This is a genomic window from Pseudoalteromonas sp. BDTF-M6, assembly GCF_018334135.1.
Lineage (GTDB): Bacteria > Pseudomonadota > Gammaproteobacteria > Enterobacterales > Alteromonadaceae > Pseudoalteromonas.
Genome location: NZ_JAGXTQ010000001.1, coordinates 722331 through 739806, shown reverse-complemented (window position 1 = coordinate 739806; position 17476 = coordinate 722331). Strand labels below are relative to the sequence as shown.

General features: G+C 48.8%; 16 protein-coding genes, 1 tRNA gene and 1 riboswitch. Of the genes, 12 read left to right on the top strand and 5 right to left on the bottom strand.

Annotation, left to right across the window (positions count from 1 at the left end):
• Positions 1–124: 124 nt before the first annotated feature.
• From KD147_RS03335 to bamJ, 4 genes are all read left to right on the top strand, one after another.
• Positions 125–502: a hypothetical protein gene (locus KD147_RS03335; RefSeq protein ID WP_105254202.1), complete on the top strand. Its 378-nt coding sequence runs from the start codon at positions 125–127 to the stop codon at positions 500–502.
• Between the two features lie 69 nt (positions 503–571).
• Positions 572–662, top strand: a tRNA-Ser gene (locus KD147_RS03330).
• A 106-nt stretch (positions 663–768) separates the two neighbouring features.
• Positions 769–1119, top strand: coding sequence for a hypothetical protein (locus tag KD147_RS03325; protein WP_212546885.1), 351 nt, complete (start codon positions 769–771; stop codon positions 1117–1119).
• A gap of 95 nt (positions 1120–1214) precedes the next feature.
• Positions 1215–1832 (top strand): BamJ family beta-barrel-assembly machinery protein, encoded by a 618-nt coding sequence (bamJ, locus tag KD147_RS03320; RefSeq protein WP_105190239.1) that lies wholly within the window; start codon positions 1215–1217, stop codon positions 1830–1832.
• 65 nt (positions 1833–1897) lie between these two features.
• On the opposite strand, the gene KD147_RS03315 is transcribed toward bamJ, so the two are convergent.
• Positions 1898–2401 (bottom strand): DUF2062 domain-containing protein, encoded by a 504-nt coding sequence (locus KD147_RS03315; protein WP_105254200.1) that lies wholly within the window; start codon positions 2399–2401, stop codon positions 1898–1900.
• A gap of 198 nt (positions 2402–2599) precedes the next feature.
• On the opposite strand from KD147_RS03315, the gene KD147_RS03310 reads away from it, so the two are divergent.
• Genes KD147_RS03310 through tcdA form a run of 7 tightly spaced genes read left to right on the top strand, consistent with a single transcriptional unit; the run spans position 2600 to position 9854 of the window.
• Entirely contained in the window at positions 2600–4639 is a 2040-nt protein-coding gene (locus KD147_RS03310) for a DNA internalization-related competence protein ComEC/Rec2 (RefSeq protein ID WP_212546884.1), read from the top strand.
• 59 nt (positions 4640–4698) lie between these two features.
• On the top strand, positions 4699–6441 hold the full coding sequence (gene msbA, locus KD147_RS03305) for a lipid A export permease/ATP-binding protein MsbA (protein WP_212546883.1): 1743 nt from the start codon (positions 4699–4701) through the stop codon (positions 6439–6441).
• Complete coding sequence (gene lpxK / locus KD147_RS03300; protein WP_212546882.1) at positions 6441–7457, top strand: tetraacyldisaccharide 4'-kinase; 1017 nt, start codon at positions 6441–6443, stop codon at positions 7455–7457. Before msbA ends, lpxK begins: the two co-directional genes overlap by 1 nt.
• A 1-nt stretch (position 7458) precedes the next feature.
• Positions 7459–7656, top strand: coding sequence for a Trm112 family protein (locus tag KD147_RS03295; RefSeq protein ID WP_105199054.1), 198 nt, complete (start codon positions 7459–7461; stop codon positions 7654–7656).
• Complete coding sequence (gene kdsB / locus KD147_RS03290; RefSeq protein ID WP_212546881.1) at positions 7644–8393, top strand: 3-deoxy-manno-octulosonate cytidylyltransferase; 750 nt, start codon at positions 7644–7646, stop codon at positions 8391–8393. The genes KD147_RS03295 and kdsB overlap by 13 nt, the downstream gene beginning before the upstream one ends.
• Complete coding sequence (locus KD147_RS03285; protein WP_212546880.1) at positions 8390–9055, top strand: TIGR01621 family pseudouridine synthase; 666 nt, start codon at positions 8390–8392, stop codon at positions 9053–9055. The genes kdsB and KD147_RS03285 overlap by 4 nt, the downstream gene beginning before the upstream one ends.
• Positions 9056–9059: 4 nt before the next feature.
• Complete coding sequence (gene tcdA, locus KD147_RS03280; protein ID WP_212546879.1) at positions 9060–9854, top strand: tRNA cyclic N6-threonylcarbamoyladenosine(37) synthase TcdA; 795 nt, start codon at positions 9060–9062, stop codon at positions 9852–9854.
• Positions 9855–9864: 10 nt separating this feature from the next.
• On the opposite strand, the gene KD147_RS03275 is transcribed toward tcdA, so the two are convergent.
• Positions 9865–10278, bottom strand: a complete 414-nt coding sequence (locus KD147_RS03275; RefSeq protein WP_212546878.1) for a SufE family protein — start codon at positions 10276–10278, stop codon at positions 9865–9867.
• A complete protein-coding gene (locus tag KD147_RS03270) occupies positions 10278–11489 on the bottom strand; it encodes an aminotransferase class V-fold PLP-dependent enzyme (protein WP_212546877.1) in 1212 nt (403 codons plus the stop codon). The genes KD147_RS03275 and KD147_RS03270 overlap by 1 nt, the downstream gene beginning before the upstream one ends.
• Before the next feature lie 400 nt (positions 11490–11889).
• Between KD147_RS03270 and KD147_RS03265 the strand changes: the two genes are divergently transcribed.
• A complete protein-coding gene (locus KD147_RS03265; protein ID WP_105199048.1) occupies positions 11890–13527 on the top strand; it encodes a DUF11 domain-containing protein in 1638 nt (545 codons plus the stop codon).
• 82 nt (positions 13528–13609) lie between these two features.
• Here KD147_RS03265 and KD147_RS03260 read toward each other — a convergent pair whose 3' ends face one another.
• Together KD147_RS03260 and KD147_RS03255 are read right to left on the bottom strand one after the other, a co-directional pair.
• The gene (locus KD147_RS03260; RefSeq protein ID WP_212546876.1) at positions 13610–15424 is read right to left on the bottom strand and encodes an Ig-like domain-containing protein; all 1815 of its coding nucleotides are present in this window, start codon (positions 15422–15424) and stop codon (positions 13610–13612) included.
• Positions 15425–15520: 96 nt separating this feature from the next.
• Positions 15521–15604, bottom strand: a riboswitch (cyclic di-GMP riboswitch).
• Between the two features lie 518 nt (positions 15605–16122).
• Entirely contained in the window at positions 16123–17409 is a 1287-nt protein-coding gene (locus KD147_RS03255; RefSeq protein WP_105254190.1) for a citrate synthase, read from the bottom strand.
• Positions 17410–17476 lie beyond the last annotated feature (67 nt).

Here is a 17476-nt window from a genome sequence, read left to right as displayed (position 1 = left end):
GCCCATTTATACTCTTTTTTTTGCTTAATTAATCACTTTGAGTGGTTTTTTATACCGTTATTTTTTGTTAGGCTAAGAAATGTACAGAATTGTAACCAACAAAATAATAAGAAGATAAGAGTCGATGGGTAACTTATTCTTAAGAGAAAAAGAGCGCTGGGGATTATGGTCATTTTGGGGTGTGGTCGGCGCTATGCTGACCACGTATGTGGCGATGGCCACTAAGGCGCCTTTATACATTACTCTGAGCGCCATGTGTGTTGTAATATTGGTATCCAGCTGGATGCTCTACAGCAAGCGCTACGATTTCTTGCGCGCCCTTAAGGTCACCGCCTATGTATTGTGTTTTAGTGTACTGCCGGCGTTGACCCTGCTGATTATTCCGGCGACAAAACAACAACGCGGTGAGTTGATCATCCAAAGCCTGCTGTTTGCACTGGTCGCCTTAATTGGCTGTGTGCTTTGTGCACTGGTAGCCAAGCGCCCCAAGCAATACTACTAAATAACAGTGTAAACGCTGGGCACATCGCTTTACTTTTACGGTAATAGCCTTTAGTATGCGCGCCATTGCGGAGAGATGGCAGAGCGGTTGAATGCACCGGTCTTGAAAACCGGCATGGGTTAATAGCCCATCTAGGGTTCAAATCCCTATCTCTCCGCCACCTCATTCTAAAAACCGCCCACGTGGCGGTTTTTTCGTTATAGTGTTTTGGATTCTAAGAGCTTAATGGAGTTTACAAAATGGCAGCACCAATGATGGCAGCACCAATGCGCATATTCTTTTGGCTAGCGTTAGCCTTCTTCTACGCCATGGGCTTGGATGTGGTTAACACCATGGTGCTCGATGCGCAGTTGAACCTGATCGCTCAGTTGGCCAGTTTTGCTGTGTTCAATGCTTTAGTTGCGCACCTGATAGTGAAGTATGAGACACAATTTGCAACCTTGTGTGCGCTCTTGGTCGGATGCCTGGGCGTGATCGGCTGTGGGGTTATCTTATGGCCCTGGTTTATCAATATGCCATATTGGCTGTGGGCTTATTTGATAGTGTCTTTGCTGGTCTTTACCTGGGCATGGCCTTTTGTGGCAAAAAGAATGGCCAATATATCGGCAAACAAATAACTATAGGGGCCGTTTTTAGGCGTAAGCCTGACGTACCGTCTTGAGTATGGTACCCTGTGCCCGAATTTTATATTTTCAAAAAGATGGACGATTTTATGTCTGATAAATTTACTACCCATGCAGATAAAGCCAGCTACGGCATTGGCCTGCAAATGGGCGAGCAACTTAAAGCCAACCCTTTTGATGGACTTAACCTGAACTCAGTATTCGAAGGCATGAAAGATGCGTTCACTGGTGAGAGCTTCCAAGTTGAGATCCCTGAAATTCAAGCTGCTTTCGAAAAGATCAATGCTGAAATTCAAGCACGTCGTGAAGAAGAAGCGAAAGTACTTGCCGCTGAAGGCGAAGCTTTCCTTGCTGAAAACGCAAAGCGCGCGGAAGTAACGGTTACCGAGTCTGGCCTACAGTTCGAAGTAATTGAAGCGGGTTCTGGTGAAAAGCCGACTGCTGAATCAACGGTACGTACGCATTACCACGGTACGCTAGTAAACGGCACCGTGTTCGACAGCTCTTACGAGCGCGGCCAACCTGCTGAATTCCCAGTGGGCGGCGTGATCAAAGGTTGGACCGAAGCATTGCAAATGATGCCAGCCGGTTCAAAATGGCGTTTATACATCCCGCATGACCTTGCCTACGGTGAGCGCGGTGCCGGTGCAGCGATTGCGCCTTACTCAACGCTGATCTTCGATATCGAGCTACTTGAAATTCTATAATTTTAAGTGTGATAAAAAACCCGCTAATTAGCGGGTTTTTTTTGGTTCTAAATTCAGAGCTTAGGCTATTTACGTGCTTCCCAGGCCTTTTTCACACCCCGACACCATAAATAGTCAACTAAAATAAACCCTATCAGTGCAGCCAAAGCGCCACAGACAGCAGAGCCGAGCAAGAAGGCCGGGCCTATGGTGGTCAGGCTATCACTGAGCCATTGCCAACTGGGTTCAAAGTAAAACTCTTGCTGTGGGTGCCCGAGGATCCACGTACCTACCACATAAGAGCAATAGAAAATCGGTGGCATGGTTAGGGGGTTGGTGATCCACACAAGGGCAATGGAAAGCGGCAAATTAACGCGCAAGGGAATAGCGACGGCCGCGGCTAAAATCATTTGAAAGGGAACTGGAATGAACGCAAAAAATAAGCCAACGGAAAAGGCTCCGCGTGCCGAACGTCTATTAAGGTGCCAGAGATTAGCATCATGTAACAGCCGCCCAAAAATACGAAGCGATTTAAGCTGCTTGATCTTATTATGATCGGGTAAGAACCGTTGAATGGTTTTCTTCGCCATTGGATGGGGCCCTGTACATCTATTGCGCTGTGCAGTGGGTTTTCATTCGGCTGTATTTTGTCACTTTTCACCCCGTCACTGCCAGTACTTTTTACAATAATAGCCATATTGCTAGTTATTCGAACAGTAACTGGTTATTTTATCGGCCAGACCCGTGCTTGCCTCTGTGCACTCCTTTATACCTTAGTCTATTTTCAGGTGTTTTATCAGTGGCATGGACCCGAAATTGATAATCGGGTTCGCCACCTAGAGGGGCAGGTACTGGCACTGAGTGAATTGCCGAGCAGCCAGTTTGTCACGCTCAAGCTCACTCACCTTGATAAGTATAAGGTACCTTTTTATCAGAAGGTTATTATTAGCGTTCCGTTGACGACGGAAGTAGATGTGCCCCTGGGCGCTAGGGTCACAGCAACGACTCGGGTACGTGTAAAAAAATGGCGCCTTAACTTCTCCGTGCGCGATGCCCGCATTTACGGCTTTTTACATGGGCCGCACCTGGTCGCCTCAAAGCCCGTAGCCCTTAAAATTACTCAGGCTCCAACGCCAATAGCCCAGCGCTATCGACGTTGGCTGGATACGCATCTGCGCGACTTTCAACTGTATGGTGTCTATAAAGCCTTACTTAGCGCCGACAGAAGTGCTATTTCCGACCAAGACAGACAACTGTTTCGTGATACCGGCACCATCCATTTGCTGGCCATCTCCGGGTTGCATATCGCGCTGCTGTATGGGTTTTGTTTTTACGGTATAAAGCTGATGTTCTGGGTGCTAAGCGCCTGCTTCTACAGGGGACTGCGCCAGGCACTGCACATCAATACGGTTATCGCAGTGCTGGCGCTTTGTGCCTGTGCGTTGTTTGTCTTGTTATGTGAATTACCTATCAGTGCCCAGCGTGCCTGGCTGATGTTGGCGCTTTTTGTCGCCCTATATTTTAGTCGCTTACGTTACCAGTTAGGCCATAGTTTGTTGTTGGCCTTCACCCTGGTACTGCTTATCAATCCCTTTGCTCTGTTAGATGTGGGCATGTGGTTTTCTTTCTTTGCGGTGGCGGTGATTTTTATCGCCCTCAGAATGAGCACAGGGCGACATTGGCTGATGCGTTACCTATGGGTGCAGGTGGGATTATGCATCGGACTAGCGCCGCTGAGTCTGTTCGTGTTTGGCGGTTTCTCCAGCTCTGCAGCGATTTTTAATTTATTGTTCGTACCCTTGGTTAGCTTTGTCTTGCTGCCACTGTTAATACTTACAGCACTTAGCGGATTTGCACCCTGGCTGATGGCGAGTTTAGGTGCCTTCGATTCCTTGGCAGTACAAGGCATAGGGTATCTGCGGCCATGGAGTGAGGTATTTTGGCTGCAAAGCGCTCACCTACCTGTGCTATTTGTGTTATCAGGCTATATTGCTGTGTTCGTGATGATACTAGTACGCTCCTGGTGGCCAGGTATCTACACCTTGGTATTGATAGGTGGCTTTACACTGATGGAGCGGGCCTGGGCACCGAGGTGGCAAATGGATGTGCTGGATGTTGGTCATGGCCTGAGCATAGTGGTCAGTCGTGGACGCCAGGCCCTGGTCTATGACCTCGGCGCCAGTTACTTTGGTCGCTATTCCATCGTCGATAATACCTTGTTGCCCTTTATTCAAAGTGAAAACCTCAGTCCCGAGCTAACCCTTATCTCTCATCGGGATAATGACCATGCCGGTGGGTTAGGGCATTGGCGTGCTGCGGGTTTTGGGCAGACCTTAGCGCAATTTCATCCCAAGGGTCGGTTAAGTTGTGCTCAGCAAACGATTCATTGGCATGGCCTGGAGCTCAGGCCTTTATGGCCAAAACGGCCCGGGAGCAATGATAATGCTAATTCCTGTGTATTGCTGATCTCCGATGGTCAATTTAAGGTGTTATTAAGTGGAGATATCAGCGTCAAGGAAGAACGCCAACTGGTCGCGCTAGGGACGTTGCCGACGGTGGATGTACTGGTGAGCCCTCACCATGGTAGCCGTACTTCTTCGAGTCGTGCCTTTATCTCTGCCCTCGACCCCGCAGAGGTTATTCATTCCAGCAGTGCACGTACCAACTGGCAGATGCCTCATCCGGAGGTGACGGCGAGGTATAGACAGGTGGGCGCAAGGCAATGGCAGACCAAAACCCAAGGAGGAATAAGGGTTGAGTTTTATCAGGATAAACTTGTCATAAAGGCAGCAAAAGAGCAGAAAAACTATTGGTTTATCACCGATTGAGTTTTGTTTTTTGCCGCGCAAAGCTACAATAGCCGCTAATGCGTGAATTTGAGAGTCTTATGCAACATAGCGCCACCCAAACCTATAAGCGCCTTTTAGGCTACGTAACCAGTTATAAGTCCGCTGCCATAGTCGCCATCATAGGTATGCTTGGCTATTCCGCCATGGATGCCACCTTTGTCTGGCTAATGCAGCCCTTTATTGATGACGGACTGACCGATCGCAATAGCACGGTATTAAGTTGGGCGCCTTATGTGGTGATCGCCTTGGTGCTCGGTCGTGGCACCTTTAACTTTCTGTCCAGCTATTGTTTGGCCTATGTGGGCTCTCAGGTGGTACGTGCTCTGCGCCAGGACTTGTTCGTGCACATGCTCAACTTGCCGGTGACCTTCCATGATAACCACTCCAATGGAGAGCTGATTTCTAAAATTACCTTTGATACCGAGCAGGTTCAACAGGCCATTACCAAGGCACTTTTGGTGCTGGTGCGTGAAGGGGCGTACGTGGTATTCCTGCTGATGGTGATGTTTAACGCCAGTTGGAAGTTAAGCCTTATCTTTTTGGTGATCACGCCGATAGTAGCGGTGATCGTCGCCGTGGTGTCAAAGCGATTCCGCCGTATCTCAAAGAACATTCAAAATGCCATGGGGGATGTCACCCGTTGCTCGGAGCAAATGCTTGCCGGGCACAAGGTGATCCACGGTTTCAACGGTCAACAGCAAGAAACCGACCGATTCGGTAAGGTTAATAACCTCAACCGCCTGCAACGCGTAAAAATGGATGCCACAAAGGCGCTGAGTGTGTCCGTTATCCAAATTCTCGCTGCCTCATCAATGGCGGTTATTTTAGTATTAATCTCCATGCCCGGCATGATCGACAGCATCACCTCGGGTACCTTTGTCACCTTGATTTCGTCGATGATGCTCATGTTGCGTCCGTTAAAGCAATTGTCTAACGTCAACAGCGAATTACAACGTGGCATTGCCGCGGCACAAAGCATTTTTGCAGTGCTCGATACTGAGATTGAGAGAGACCATGGCACCCTGGATATCGCCAAGGCCAAAGGTCACATCGAAATTAAGGACTTGTCCTTTGCCTACCCAAGCAGTGCCGAGCCGGTTATTAAAAACCTTAACCTGGATGTTAAACCGGGAAGTAATATTGCGTTGGTGGGCCGCTCTGGTTCGGGTAAGTCAACCATATCCAACCTGTTACCTCGTTATTATGATGTTGAACCCAGCAACGCCATCACCCTCGACGGGATACCGCTGTGTGATTACAAGCTGCGCAGCCTGCGTCAACAGTTCGCCATCGTTTCCCAGCAGGTGGTATTGTTCAACGACACCATAGCCAACAACATCATGTATGGCCTGGAAACGCCGCTTAGCGAAGAGCAGTTGATCGATGTCGCTAAAAAAGCCCATGTGTGGGAGTTTGTGAAGGATATGCCGCTGGGGTTAAATACCCTGGTCGGGGAAGACGGGGTCATGCTTTCCGGTGGTCAGCGTCAGCGCATTGCCATTGCCCGTGCGATTGTCAAAGATGCGCCTATTCTTATCCTAGATGAAGCCACCTCGGCGCTTGATACCGAGTCCGAAAAGCTGATCCAAAATGCGTTGGAATCACTGATGCGCGATAAAACCGCCATTATCATCGCCCATCGCTTATCGACCATAGAGCAGGCCGATTGCATCTATGTGCTGGACCAGGGGCAAATCATTGAACAGGGAACCCATCAGGAATTACTGTCTCACGATGGCACCTATGCGGCGCTGGCCAAAATGCAACAGGGCGATAATTAATGGCGGATTGGCAAGATCAATCGGCCAAGGAGTCTCCAGGGTTTGCCAAACGCTTAGAGCGGGCCTGGTTTCGACAGGGTGACTGGCTAGCATATCTTATGCTGCCCCTGAGTGCGCTGTTTTGGTTACTCAGTGCCTTTAACCGGGTGTTATTTCGCTTGCGGCTAAAAAAAACATATCGCGCCCCAGTACCCGTTATAGTCGTAGGTAATATTAGCGTCGGTGGTAATGGCAAAACGCCGATGACCATTTATCTGGCCGAGCTGCTGAAGCAACAAGGTAAAAGGGTGGGTATCATCACCCGTGGCTATGGTGCCCAGCCGCCTTACACCCCATATCTGGTCGATGGCCAGTGCGACACACAAATAGGCGGCGACGAGCCTGTGTTATTGGCACAACGCACCCAGTGTCCCGTGGTGATTGGCGGGGATCGCGGCGCCAGCATAGAAAAAATGATGTCCGAGCATCAAATTGATATCATTATCAGTGATGATGGTCTTCAGCATTATGCCCTGGCTCGAGATATCGAACTCTGTATTGTTGATGCCGAGCGTCGCTTTGGTAATGGCTTGCTGATCCCCGCTGGGCCGCTGCGTGAAGGAAAGTGGCGATTAAAAACCGTTGACCTAGTTATTTTCAACGGTGAAGCGGGTCCTCTCGATGCCGGTTATCAATTGCAACCCAGTGGCATGTTCAGTGTTGCCGACGACACTCCTCTCGAGCCACCTTTCGCATCGGGTGTGGCCATCAGTGCCATAGGTAACCCGCAGCGCTTTGAGCGCAGTTTGGCCGAGCTGGGTGTTGAGTTGCTGGGGCACAGACATTTTCGCGACCATCATCAATACCAAGTGGTCGATTTGCCTAGCGAGGCTGCGGTGTATATGACCGAAAAGGACGCGGTAAAATGTCGCGCCTTTGCCCATCGGCAATGTTATTATTTACGCGTTGATGCCAAGGCCAATGAGGCTCTGAAGCAACAATTGCACAGCCTACTTAAACGTAAAGGGGTCATTTAAAATGGCGTTTGATACCAAGTTGTTAGAAATCATTGCTTGTCCGGTGACCAAGGGCAAGCTGCACTATGATAAAGAAAACCAGGAGCTGATCAGCACCGCCGCCAAACTGGCTTATCCGGTGCGTGATGACATCCCCGTATTGCTTGAAAATGAAGCGCGGGAGCTGAGCAGCGAAGAGGTCGAGAAGTGGAATTCGTAGTCATTATTCCTGCTCGTTATGCCTCGTCTCGACTGCCAGCCAAGCCGCTGGCCGATATTCACGGCAAGCCCATGATCCAGCATGTCTATGAGCGAGCTCAGGCATCGGGAGCCAGCGCCGTCTATATCGCGACCGATCACCCCGAGGTTGAACAAGCCTGTCTGGCGTTTGGCGCCGAGGTGGTGATGACGTCCGAAGACCATCAATCCGGTACAGAGCGCCTGGCCGAGGTGGTTACAAAGCTTGGCCTCAGTGACGACACCTTGGTTGTTAACGTGCAGGGAGATGAGCCGCTGTTGGCGCCTGAAAATGTTTCCCAGGTGGCTCGACTGCTTGATGGTAATGATGCGCCCATGGCGACCTTATCGACACCTATTGTCGATGCCGAAGAAGCGCTAAACCCCAATGCCGTTAAGGTAGTGAGTAATACCAGCGATAATGCCCTGTATTTCTCGCGCGCGCCTATCCCGTATCATCGCGATGCTCTATTGGCAAAACAATGTGAGTTGGACTTTAGCCATATGCAACGTCATATCGGCATTTACGCGTACCGCGCCGGATTTATCTCGCAATACATTGAATTGGCACCGTCACCCATTGAAAAACTCGAGTCGCTGGAGCAGTTACGGGTGTTATACCATGGTTACACCATTAAAATTGCCGAGGCCGAAGTGGTGCCCTCTGCCGGTGTGGATACACCTGAAGACTTAGCGCGTGTGATTGCGACCTTACAATGAGTTCATTGCAGCTGGTTGCCAAAGAGCGTGACTTTATCGTCGTCAACAAGCCTGCGGGTATGAATTTTCATAGCGAAGATGAGGCCCCAGGTTTGGTCGCCTTGGCCACTGAACAATTCGGACTGCCGCTATTTCCGGTGCACCGTCTCGATAAGGTCACTTCTGGTCTGGTGTTACTACCTACAAGCTCAGAGGCAGCGGCGCAATTTACCGAGCTTTTTACCAGTCGCCGAGTGAATAAATACTACCTGGCCTTGGCCAGTGATAAGCCAAAGAAAAAGCAGGGCTGGGTCAAAGGGGATATGGTCAAGGCGCGACGCGGTGCGTTCAAGCTACTAAAAAGCCAGGAAAATCCAGCCATCACCCGGTTTTATTCCTACTCTTTGGCACCCAAGGTGCGTGGTTTTGTGCTGAAACCTTACAGCGGTAAAACCCATCAGTTGAGGGTGGCCATGAAGTCTCTGTCGGCACCCATTATTGGCGATAAGCTTTATGGTGGCTTGGCTGCGGATCGCACTTATTTGCATGCCTATGCATTACAATTTGAATATCAACAACAGAATTTTCAATTCTCTATGCCACCAGGCCAAGGGGAGTTAAATCAGTATATGACAGAACTCACCCGTCAATTTGCCGAGCAGCCGTGGCAGTTAGAGTGGTAGACACATGACACAAGATTACGAACTTAGGTTTGGTGGCATTAGCCGCCTTTATGGTCAACAGCAATCACAATGGTTAAGCGAAGCGCATTTTTGCGTTATTGGTATAGGCGGCGTGGGTAGCTGGGTGGCCGAAGCGCTGGCCCGCACTGGGGTGGGCAAATTGACCCTGATAGACTTAGACGATATTTGTGTCACCAATACCAACCGACAAATTCATGCCCATCGCGACAGTGTCGGCGAGGCCAAAGTGGATGCCATGAAGGCGCGCTGCGAGCTGATCAATCCAGACATTCAAGTCAGCGTTATCGACGACTTTATCACCTTGGATAATTACCGCGAACACATTCAGGGCTTTGATTATGTGATCGACGCTATCGACGCGGTAAAAGAAAAGGCGGCTTTAATAGCCCATTGTAAGCGCAACAAGCTACCCATCATCACCACGGGTGGCGCCGGTGGGCAGACGGACCCGAGTGAAATCAAGTTTGGAGATGTTGCTAAGACCACCCATGATCCATTATTGGCTAAGGTACGCTATATCCTGCGCAAACAATATAACTTCAGCTCTAACCCTAAGCGCAAGTTTGACGTGGATTGTATCTATTCAACCGAGCAATTGGTTTACCCGGATGGTCATGGTCAGGTGTGTAAGGCCAAGCAGGGGGCGGACTCGAGCATGAACATGGATTGCGCCACCGGTTTTGGTTCGGCCACCATGGTCACCGGCACTTTTGGCTTTTTTGCCGCCGCCAAGGCGGTGCGCAAATATCTGGATAAGCGCGCACGCCTGGCAAAATAGTCTGCGGCTTTTAAAGGTGCTGTTGTGCGAAGGCGTTAATTTGCTGCACTATGGCACGAATGCCGTTTCCTCGTGATGGGCTTAGGTGTTTTAGTAAGCCAAGCTCATCAAATTCCTGCTCGGCGTCAATGGCAACAACCTGAGCCGGCGTCTTGTTACGGTACATAAGCAGGATCACCGCTAGCAGGCCCTTAACGATACGGGTGTCCGAGTCGGCAATGATCAGCAGCTGGTCCTCTTGAGGGGTAAAATCAATGTACATCCATACATTGCTTTCACAACCGGCAACCTTGGCGTCGTCGACCTTTAATTCATTCGCCATCACGGGCAGTTCTTTACCTAGCAGCATTAGTTCGCGGTAGCGCTGCTGCCAACCGCCAAGTGCGGTAAACTTGGTTTTTAACTCATCAAAACTGGCAATCATCAGGCTATCATCTCCAGGGTATTGGCCAGTGCCGCAATAAAGGCATCCACATCGGCCTGATTGTTGTAAAACGCCAGACTTACTCGTACCGTTCCATTTACCCCGAGCGCCGCCATAAGTGGTTGCGCACAATGGTGGCCGTGGCGCAGGGCGATTCCTTCCATATCCATCAGCGTGGCCAAATCATAGGGATGCTCCCCTGAAACCACAAAGCTGATGGTGCCTATGTTGTTGTTCAAATCCCCTAATATTCGCACCTGACTAAACTGGGCGAGTTGCTGATGCAAATAGGTAAAGAGCTGCATTTCGTGCTCACGAACCTGCTCCATATCAAGGGTGCTGAGGTAATCAATGGCGGCACCGAAACCCACCACGCCGGCGATATTGGGGGTGCCGGTTTCAAATTTGCCCGGTGGCGGGTTAAATTCTGCTTGCTCAATACTCACCTTGGTGACCATCTCACCGCCGGTTTGAAACACCTCAAGCGCTTCCAAGCATGGATAGCGGCCATAGAGGCCGCCAATACCGGTGGGGCCGAGGCATTTATGGGCGGAAAACACGAAAAAATCACAGTCCAAGGCTTTGACATCGGGGCGCAGGTGTAACAGGGATTGGGCACCATCGACCAAGGTGAAAGCATCATATGCTTTGGCTGCCTTGATAAGCGTTTCTACCTGTTGGATGTTGCCAAGGGCGTTGGAAGCATGGCTGATGGCCAAGACCTTGGGTTTTAATTCCTTAATCAGCTCAAGCGCCTGCTCGGTATTTATTATCCCATCGACGTCTACCGGAATAGCGCGCAAGCTAGCGCCACTGCGTTTGGCTAATTGCTGCCAAGGCACTATGTTGGCGTGGTGCTCGAGCTCGCTGATGAGGATCACCTCATCTTTGCCGACAAGAGGAGTGAGTCCGTAAGCAACGAGGTTGATGGCCTCGGTCGCTCCCTTGGTCCACACCAGTTCGTTGGCATGGCAATTGATGAATTGGGCGACCTTAGCGCGGGATTGTTCGTAGCATTTTGTAGCGTCACTACTGAGTCTGTGGGCGCCACGGTGTACATTTGCGTTGCCATTTTCATAAAAATGACTGACGGCGTCTATCACACATTGGGGCTTTTGACTGGTGGCCGCAGAATCGAGATAGACTATGCCCTGTTGTTGGTGGTGATTAAGGGCAGGGAAGTCGCTGCGAATGGCCTCGATATCAAACATAAGGGCGGTAAGTCACTTTTAGCGCGAAATTAATGGCCGATATTGTAGAGAATTGCATGTGATTGGTAAATATAAAGGCCAGCAATTAAGCTAGGTGGACAGAGTGTAACACTTGATGGATTTGCCTGATCGCACTTCAAGTGCATGAAAAATAGATGAGTATTCACGCCATTATTTAAAAAGTGTAACACCTACCTCTATCTCAATCCAAGCCTCACAAATTAAATCATTAAAAATCAACCAATTAGATACTGGCTTGCTTTATGCTTCTATGGGCACTCAACCTCACTCGTAACACAGTGAGACACATACTTGCTCGCTTTTTAGCTGATTTTTGAGGCTAGTAAAAAAGTATTGCAGCGAGTGGGGTTTATGTCAACGATGTGAGAGGAGTGTACAAATGAAGATGCTAAATCTTAAACAAGGAGCTCTGTCCCTGTGTATTGGGGCGGTGATCTCCTTGTGTTCCCCACATGCGTATGCAGTGCATGATAACGGAATATTTGAGTTGGAGGGTAACGCGGTTCAAGACGCTATGGCCCCTCCTTATGATTGGGAGACCTTATACAATGGAGGTCTCAATAACGGTGGTAACGCCAATGCTTTCACCGGCATAGTCAATGATGAGCCCAATGCCAGTGGCGTGGATGACTCTATATTCACGGGGGGTCGTAAAGATATCCAGGATATAAGTGACTGGGGACACAAGTCGGGTAGCTCACCGGATAAGGATGAGATCACCAACGCCTATGCGGCGGCCTATAACAATGCGGCCGGCGATACCATTGTTTATTTTGGTGCCGACAGGATCTCAAATAAAGGTGATGCCTTTATGGGATTCTGGTTCTTTAAGAAACACATTGAAGCCAATCCAGATGGTTCGTTTATGGGTGAACATACCAATGGCGACGTTTTGGTACTCACCAACTTTCCACAGGCTAATAACGCCAGTCCCGAAATCAGAGTGGATGTCTGGGATGATACCTGTGGCAAGGCGGCAAACAATAACCCGTCAGTGGGTGAATGTGACGCCAAAAACCTAAGGCTATTGTATAAAGGCGCTGCTATTTGTGGTTCTGAAAGTGATGACCTAGTTTGTGCTATCACCAATGACGAGGGTGGTGCATATGACCCCACTAATTCGCCTTGGCCTTACCAGTCTAAAAACCACCCGGATCCAAATGTGTTTCCTTATGAGTCCATCTTTGAAGGAGGCATTAACCTAACCCAATTGGTCGGCGGTGATAATTGCTTTAGTAGTTTTATGGCCGAAACCCGCTCATCAAGTGAGTTTACCGCGACATTGAAAGACTGGGTGTTACGTGACTTCGAGCTTTGCAGCATAGATATCACCAAACAGTGTGGGCAAGGTCAAGTAAATGAAGCAGAAGATGGTTATGTCTATGAGTACAGTGGTGTGGTTACCAACGACGGTTCGGGCACCTTGTATAATGTGCTAGTTACAGACCTAGAAGCTGGTCAAACACATGCTCTTGGTACTTTAGCGAAAGGCGAAACTGCAAACTACAGTGGAACTTTTGAGAGTACCTCTCCAGAAGGGTTTATCAATATGGTAGAGGTGAGTGCATCGGCCACACCAGCTGGCGCATCCACAGTTACCGATACTGCGAGTAGCGAATGTGATCCTCCTAGCTTGTCAGGTGAGATTAGCGTATCGAAAGTATGTGAGTCCAACTTTGTTGAAACAAACGCAGGAGTCATAGCTAAGGTCAGTTTTTCTGGGCAAGTCTGTAATATTACTACAGAGGCTCAGCCACTAACCTTGGCCAATGTCTCTGTTACAGATGACAAAGGAGACGTATACGCGGATTCTGAGATGACTATCCCATTTGGTACGGTGGAATTAGAGCAGGATGAATGTAAGCCTTACTATGGTAGTTATATACCAACTGCCTTTGAAGAAAGTGGTCAAATTTTCAAAGATACAGTGCTCGCAACGGGCGAGTTAAAGGTTACAGGTGATCCCGTTCAAGATACTGCTTTTGCAACCTGTCCTATTTGTCCAGAGGGGGAATAGATAACTAGCAGGGATGTAAACTAAGGAGATAAATCGTTTCAATTTAAAAGCCTAGCGGTAAATTCGCTAGGCTTTTTTTGTCTTATTTATTTTTACCTCGGCCAGGCTTAGTGGCTCCCCCACCTGTATCGCCTTTTTGCAGTGCAATACTAACATTGGCCGTTGCGCTGGTGATGCCGTCACTAATGGTATAGCTGAAGCTATCGCTGTTTTTAAAGCGCTTACCAGGGGTGTAGCGTACGGCTCCATCCGATAATAATTCGACACTGCCTTTGCTGGCTCCGCTTACCGTTACTAGCCTAACCGTTTCAGGCTCTGACAGCGTATCGTTGGCCATAACGTCGACAATAACTGAGCTTAGGCTGGTGATTGCCACCTGGTCGTCATTGGCCTTTAGTACAGGTGTAATCGGCAATTCACCCGATGAACTGATAACAGTGTAAGCGACCTGTGTGCTTGCTACCTTGTCGCTATTGCTTGCATTAATTGTTAACGGATAGGTGTTGGCTGCGGCATCTACAGCCGAGGTGACACTTAGCGTAACGTCTACAGATTCACCTGGCGCAAGAGATACCTGCTCACTGTCGGCATACCAGCCCTGTGGCAAGAGCGCTCGCACGTCAATAGTGGAAGTGCCACAGCTATTTGAATCTCGATTGGTTACACTCACCATGTAGCTAACTTGAGCTCCGGCACTGACTTCAGTGGAGGAAAGTGGCGTAGCAGATAGGCTAGGTGTCTGCGCCGCACAGCTTGTTTGACCAAAGGTGACGCTCACCTCGGCCTTTCCATCTTGTGCGCTTATCAAACTAATGGTTGCGCCAGATTCTGGATCTGTAAAGGTGCCTCCGACGGGAAGGGCCGGATCTCCCCAGTCTTTATAGCCCGTTTGTTGCTCATAATAAGAATTGGGCTTCATATGCAGTAGCTGACTACTGTACGCGTCTCCCTCGGTTGCCTGGCGCACGACAATACCGGCAGTAACATCATCGCGAAAAAAGCTGTAAGAGCGGTCAGCGAGAAAATCATCGTGGGCGATTGCTTGGCGATACTCGACATATAACCAACGCTGTTTGCCGTTGGCATCAAGGCCACGGGGAATTTTAATAGCAATTGGTTGGCCATCGTTTTCTTCATAGGCGCCGAGGGAGTAGGTACCTGTGCGCTCGGCCACACTAATTTCCGGTGCAACAGAGGAAGTCATCCAACCTAAACGCTCCTTTTGGAAGGTACTAAAGTAGCCCATATCATCATTACCCATGGTGTCATAACTATCGCCATAAGAAATTGTACGACAACTGCCGCCAAGTACTCCATCGGTGCAGTTCAAAGCATTTGCATGGCGCAGCCCTAGGTTATGTCCCAGCTCATGGGCTAATACTCTAGGTTCTCTGGCACCATTTATGATTACTCTCGAAGGTAAACTGGACGTGGTTGCAGAGCCCTCAGTAGCACAGCCATCGCCGGTGGTGAGATAGACAAAGCGCGTATAGCCTGAGAGGTCGATACCTTTAGCCTGAGCTTGTTTTTTGGCTTCCTCTTCGAGGATGTAAGAGGTATTACAATCCTGATTAGACAAGGGCACGGTAACCAGGCCTCCTACCTCGCCAGTAAACCAAAGCTGTCCGTATGAATTCGCCTTGTAGTAATCATTGATGGTACCGAACATCAGTTCACGGGCTTCTGCGCTGGTCATAGGCTGCTCCGCGGGGTTTTCCTGGAAGTTAACCATAAGGACCAGGGTTTTTTGCTCACCGGTTGTAGAAGCCAGGGAAGAGGCCGAGTAAGCAACACCGGATAGAGCCATTACGCTTGGGAGAAGATATTTGGCAATGGTTTTGCCCCCATCGTTAAGAGCTGGGAGAAATGCTGTTAGCTTATTGGAAGATTGTTTCATGTTTACCTACATCAAAATAGCTCAGCGATACAGCGCAACAAAGCGAATAAAGTGTTCGTGCATGAAAACGGGAAGAGGGAGATGACATATCATCGCCTCGGCAACTCCGCTGCCTTAGACAATGTCCTTAGGCCGGTCGTTTTGCGTATCAAGGTTTCCCTTAATTTGCCTTTTTCTAGCTAACAATATCTGTATGCTTGAGCGTAAAATTAGTAAAAACGGCTTTTAAGCTCATATCAGTAAGGAAGTGCCTGTTGTTTACATTCCATACGATTCGTGGAGGGATGGTATAAAAAATGATCAACTCAAGCAAGTAATCTAAGGGAGAATTTTTAATGTTTTTTCATTAGATTTTTGAAGGCTGAAAAAACGTTTTGAAACTCAATTAGATGCTGAAAAGATAGGCAGGAAATTAGATCAAGATATAGAGTTTAGATAGGCACGAAATAAATTTATATATTTACAAGAACATTCAGTAAGGCTTCATTTTCACCATGAACCAAACGGGGTGATAATTAGTTTTTGGTTCTATAACATATTGATTTTAAAGATTTTAAAGATAGGAATTTTGTTTTTTCAGCTTTCGTTCATTTTACTTTGCAAAAGCCCCAAAAAACAAAATCGGCTAAAGAGAATTCTTTAGCCGATTTCATCGTAGTTAAGTAGATGTTTACTACTTAGTGCCTACAGCAGGGCGCTTAACGCTTATCCTGGCTTACGTAGTCACGCATAGTTGCGCCTTTGTATAGCTGACGTGGGCGGCTGATCTTGTGACCAGGCTGAGATAGCATTTCATCCCAGTGTGAGATCCAACCTACGGTACGGGCCATGGCAAAGATAACGGTGAACATGCTGGTAGGAATACCGATAGCCTTAAGAATGATGCCTGAGTAGAAGTCTACGTTCGGGTAAAGCTTCTTCTCAACAAAGTACGGGTCTTCTAGGGCGATTTGCTCTAGGCGCATTGCAACGTCTAGTAGTGGATCTTCGATGTTAAGCTCTTTCAGTACTTCGTGACAGGTTTCACGCATTACCGTGGCACGTGGGTCGAAGTTCTTGTAAACGCGGTGACCGAAGCCCATTAGACGGAACGGATCGTTCTTGTCTTTGGCTTTGGCAACGTATTCGTCGATACGGTCGACCGAACCGATTTCTTGTAGCATGGTTAAGCAAGCTTCGTTAGCGCCGCCGTGAGCAGGGCCCCACAGTGATGCGATACCGGCTGCGATACAGGCATAAGGGTTAGCGCCAGAAGAACCCGCGATACGTACTGTAGAAGTAGACGCATTTTGCTCGTGGTCGGCGTGAAGCATAAAGATACGGTCCATTGCCTTCGCTAGCACTGGGCTTACCTTGTATTCTTCAGACGGTACGGAGAACATCATGTGTAGGAAGTTCTCGGCGTAGCTCAAGTCGTTACGTGGGTAAACGAAAGGCTGACCAATGGTGTATTTGTACGCCATGGCTGCGATAGTAGGCAACTTAGCTACCAAGCGGATTGCGCTGCGCTTACGCTGTGCAGGGTCGGCAATATCCAGGTCCTGGTGGTAGAAAGAAGACATAGCACCAACCACACCACATAGCATCGCCATTGGGTGAGCATCAACACGGAAGCCCTGGAAGAAAGCGGCTACTTTCTCGTGAACCATGGTGCTTAATGTGATTGAGTTTGAAAATTTCTCAAGCTGTTCTGCGGTAGGCAGTTCGCCGTTAAGAAGAAGGTAGCAAAGCTCGGTGTAGTTTGAGTTCTCTGCTAGCTGGTCGATAGGGTAACCGCGGTGTAGTAGTACACCTTTGGCGCCATCGATGTAGGTGATAGATGAGTCACAAGAGCCAGTCGACATAAAACCTGGGTCATAAGTGAAGTAACCGTGAGAGCCCAAGGTACGAACGTCGATAACGTCTTGACCCGCTGTGCCTTCATAAATTGGAAGCTCGATCGGGTCGTGTCCATCGATATGAACTGTGGCTTTCTTATCTGCCATCTATTTATCTCCTAATAAGAATAACAAGCTGCTGCTGTTATGCGTGATACTAATGTTAAGCAAATTG